This window comes from Acidovorax sp. HMWF029, assembly GCF_003060895.1.
GTDB lineage: Bacteria > Pseudomonadota > Gammaproteobacteria > Burkholderiales > Burkholderiaceae_C > Acidovorax.
In genome coordinates, this window is the sequence record NZ_QAIH01000149.1 from 1 (window position 1) to 4,378 (window position 4,378).

Consider the following 4,378-nt stretch of genomic DNA (forward strand, 5'->3'; position numbering starts at 1 on the left):
GCACCGGGGGCCAAGGGGGTGGAGGGTCGTACGGTCAGGTTCATGGTCGTTTCCTTGCGGATGGGCAGCGGGCGTAGGCTCTGCGGTGATCCACGACCAACGCCCCGAAGCGCCCGAAGGTACACAGGCAGCGCCCCACCATGCCGCGGCTTTGTAATGAGCCGTAAACGCCTGTTGCATTGTTTGGGGCACAGACACCGCGTTTGCGCGGGCCTCGGGGGCACACCACACCAGACGGACTTGCCAATGCTTACAACCGGGCGGCCCGTGCACCGCCCCACCAGCGCACGCGCCACCACCCAGCGCACGATCTCGCAGGTGACAGCACAGGTTTTACAGCGCCCCTGGCCGCGACTAGCATCAAGAACTGTTGCCTGAACACCGCCACCGTGCAACGCCAGGCAGCCTTGTCCCCGTTACCGCGCCACACACCTCCGCCCTTTTGTTACGCCCTCGGCATCAAAGCACCAGCCCCCGGCGGCGTGCGGCAACTCATTCCTTCTACCTCTCTCCGCCCCCTCCAAGAAAGCTATTCCCATGAGCGTCAAGCAACTCTTCGATCTCACCGGCCAGGTCGCACTGGTCACCGGCGGCTCGCGCGGCCTGGGCCTGCAGATGGCCGAAGCCCTGGGCGAGATGGGCGCCAAACTCGCCATCACCGCCCGCAAGGCCGATGAGCTGGCTGAAGCAAAAAAACACCTGGAGGCGCAGGGCTACGAGGTGCTGACCGTGGTGAACGACCTGCAAAAGACCGAAGACATCCCCGGCCTGGTGGACCAGGTGGTTGAGCGCTTCGGCACCATCGACATCCTGGTCAACAACGCGGGCGCCACCTGGGGTGCCAAGGCCGAGGACTACCCCGACGCCGCCTGGCACAAGGTGATGGACCTGAACGTGAGCGCCCCGTTTTTCCTGTCGCGCGAAGTGGGCAAGCGCTGCATGATCCCGCGCGGCAAGGGCTCGATCATCGTCACAGCCTCGGTGGCCGCGCTCAAGGGCACGCCCCCGGGCATGAACACCATTGCCTACAACACCTCCAAGGCCGCCGCGCTGCACTTTGCGCGCACCCTGGCGTCCGAATGGGGGCACTACGGCGTTCGCGTCAATGCGATCTGCCCCGGCTTCTTCCCGAGCAAGATGGCCAGCGGCCTGATCGAAAAACTGGGCCCTGCCATGATCGAGCGTACGCCCCTGCGCCGCATCGGCGGCGAAGAGGACCTCAAGGGCGCGGTGGTGTTCCTGGCGTCCAACGCCTCGCGGCACATCACGGGGGAAAGCATCGTGGTGGATGGTGGGGCCAGCTTGATTTGAGACACCCCCCTGAGCCGCTGCGGGGCGGCCCTTGCTCGGCGTCCCTCGCCTGGGCCGCGCCAGTTGCATAGCGCAATGCCCGAATCGACCCACTGAGAAGAGAGGCCCATCCCATGTCCGACCGCCACCTCGCCCACTGGCCACCCGGCCTGCCGCGCCACCTCACGCTGCCGCAGACGCATCTGTTCCACAACGCCGAGGTGTCGGCAGCGCGCTACCCGGACAAGCCCTTCCTGGTGTTCTACGACACGCTGGTGACCTTCCGGCAGTTCCAGCAGCAGGCCGAGCACATTGCGGGCTTTTTGCAGCAGGTGTGTGGCGTGAAGGCGGGCGACCGCGTGCTGCTTTACATGCAGAACAGCCCGCAGTGGATCCTGGCGTTCTACGGCATCCTGCGCGCCAACGCGGTGGTGGTGCCGGTGAACCCCATGAACCTCACTGACGAGCTGCGCCACTACGTGCGCGACAGCGGCGCCACCGTGGCCTTTGTTCCGCAGGACCTGCATGCGCAGGCGCAGCCGCTGGTGGATGTGGCGGGCGAAGAGGCGGGTGAGGGCAAGCTACAGCACCTCATCGTGGCCGCGTACAGCGACTACCTGCAGGTGCCCACCGACCTGCCCGTGCCCGCATTCGTATCGGCGCCGCGCCAGGCCATTGAAGCACCCGGCGTCACGCTGTGGAGCGACATGCTGGCGCAGCAGCGCGTCCCCGGCCCCATCACCACCGGGCCCGACGACCTGTGCGTGATGCCCTACACCTCGGGCACCACCGGCCACCCCAAGGGCTGCATGCACACGCACCGCAGCGCCATGAGCACGCTGGTGGGCGGCGCGCAGTGGTTTGCGCGCACGCAGGATTCGACCTACCTCACGGTGCTGCCGCTGTTCCACGTCACCGGCATGTCGGGCAGCATGAACGGCCCCCTGTTTGTGGGCGCCACCGTGGTCGTGCTGCCGCGCTGGGACCGCGACGCCGCCGCCCAGCTCATCCAGCGCTACCGGGTCACCATCTGGCAGGCCATCTCGACCATGGTGGTGGACTTTCTGGCCAACCCGCGCATCGCTGACTACGACATCAGCAGCCTGCAGGTCATGCGCGGCGGCGGCGCGGCCATGCCCAAGGCCGTGGCGCAGCGCCTGAAGGCCCTGACGGGGCTGGACTACGTGGAGGGCTACGGCATGTCTGAAACCATGGCCGCCACGCACATCAACCCACCGCACCGGCCCAAGCCGCAGTGCCTGGGCATCCCGGTGTTTGACGTGGACTCCCGCGTGGTGGACCCGGCCACCTTCGCCGAACTGCCCCCGGGCGAGATCGGCGAGATCGTGGTGCACGGCCCGCAGGTCATGCAAGGCTACTGGAACAACCCGCAGGCCACCGCCGACAGCTTTGTGACGCTGGACGGCAAGCGCTTTCTGCGCACGGGCGACCTGGCGCAGGTGGACGAGGACGGCTACTTCTTCATGGTGGACCGGCTCAAGCGCATGATCAATGCCTCGGGCTTCAAGGTCTGGCCCGCCGAGGTCGAGGCCATGATGTACGCCCACCCCGCCATACAGGAAGTGTGCGTGATCGCCGCGCACGACGAGCGCCGGGGCGAGACGGTGAAGGCCCTTGTCGTGCTGCGCGACGCCTTCAAGGGCCAGGTCAGCGAGCAGTCCATCATCGACTGGAGCCACGACCACATGGCCGCCTACAAAAGCCCGCGCATCGTGCAGCTGGTGGACAGCCTGCCCAAATCCGGCACGGGCAAGGTGCAGTGGCGCGAGCTGCAGGAGCAGGAGCGCAGCCGTGCCGCTGGTACTGCTGCCTGAGCTGCAGCACATGACAATGCGCGCAGCAATGCACGCGGCAATGCGCGCAATAGCTATTATTTTCATAGCAACAAACGCTTAACTATTGCGCGCAGACGGCCAAAAAACCTTCAAAATATCTCGCCCCCACCCCATGCACCCCACCGCCCTCGCCCGCCTGCGCTCCGTGCTGCAAACCCATGTGGACCAGGGCCTGCTGCCCGGTGCCGTGGCCCTCATCCACCACCAGGGCCACACCGTGCTGCACACGGCGGTTGGCCACCAGCGCCCGCCCAGCACCGAATCGGCAGTGCCCGCCATGGCACCCGACACCCTGTTCCGCATCTACTCCATGACCAAGCCCATCGCCTCACTGGTGGCGATGATGCTCATGGAAGAAGGCCGCCTGCTGCTGTCGCACCCCGTGGCGCACTACCTGCCCGCTTTTGCAGGCCAGCGCGTGTACGACGAAGCCACCGGCACCACCGCCCCCGTGCAGCGCGAGGCCACGGTGCACGACCTGCTGCGCCACACCGCCGGCCTCAGCTACGCCTGGGAGGCCGGCACCGTGCCCGACGCCTACCGCGCCGCCCGCGTCGGCTCGCGCCGCCACAGCAACGCCGATCTGGTCGCCGCACTGGGCCCCTTGCCCCTGGTCCACCAACCCGGCACCCGCTGGGAATACAGCCGCGCCACCGACGTGCTGGGCGCGGTGCTGGAGGTGATCGAGGGCGAAAGCCTGGGCGCCATCCTGCAGCGCCGCGTGTTTGGCCCGCTGGGCATGCACGACACGGGCTTCTCGGTGCCCGCCGCGCAGCAGCACCGCCTGGCCGAAGCCTTTGAGCGCGACCCGCAGACCGGGCTCGGCATGCCGCTGATCGACGTGACCGCGCCGCCCGTGTTCGAGTCGGCCGGTGGCGGCCTGGTGTCTACCGCCAGCGACTACGCGCGCTTTTTGCAGCTCATGCTGGGCCGGGGCACCGCCCCCGGGCCCGACGGCCCCAACGGCATTGACGCCCCCGTGCGCCTGCTGGGCCGCGCCACGGTGGACTTCATGACCGCCGATCACCTGGGCAGCCTGCCTGTGGCGGGCGACATCCTGCCCACCGGCTACGGCTTTGGCCTGGGCGTGGCCGTGCGCACCGCCACCGGCCAGGCCACCCGCCCTGGATCGGCCGGGCACTACAGCTGGAGCGGCCTGGGCGGCACCTTCTTTTTTGTGGACCCAGCGGAAGACCTGTTCGCGATCCTGCTTACGCAGGCGCCCGGCCAGC

The 4,378-nt window shown here is 67.8% G+C and carries 3 protein-coding genes; all 3 read left to right on the forward strand.

Annotated elements, in window-relative coordinates; genetic code table 11:
• Positions 1–537 precede the first annotated feature (537 nt).
• Positions 538–1,311: an SDR family oxidoreductase gene (locus DBR12_RS10220; protein ID WP_056742279.1), complete on the forward strand. Its 774-nt coding sequence runs from the start codon at positions 538–540 to the stop codon at positions 1,309–1,311.
• Between the two features lie 113 nt (positions 1,312–1,424).
• Positions 1,425–3,125: a long-chain fatty acid--CoA ligase gene (locus DBR12_RS10225; RefSeq protein WP_108617141.1), complete on the forward strand. Its 1,701-nt coding sequence runs from the start codon at positions 1,425–1,427 to the stop codon at positions 3,123–3,125.
• A gap of 133 nt (positions 3,126–3,258) precedes the next feature.
• Positions 3,259–4,378 (forward strand): serine hydrolase (locus DBR12_RS10230; RefSeq protein ID WP_108617142.1); only part of this gene is annotated, 1,120 nt, incomplete at its 3' end.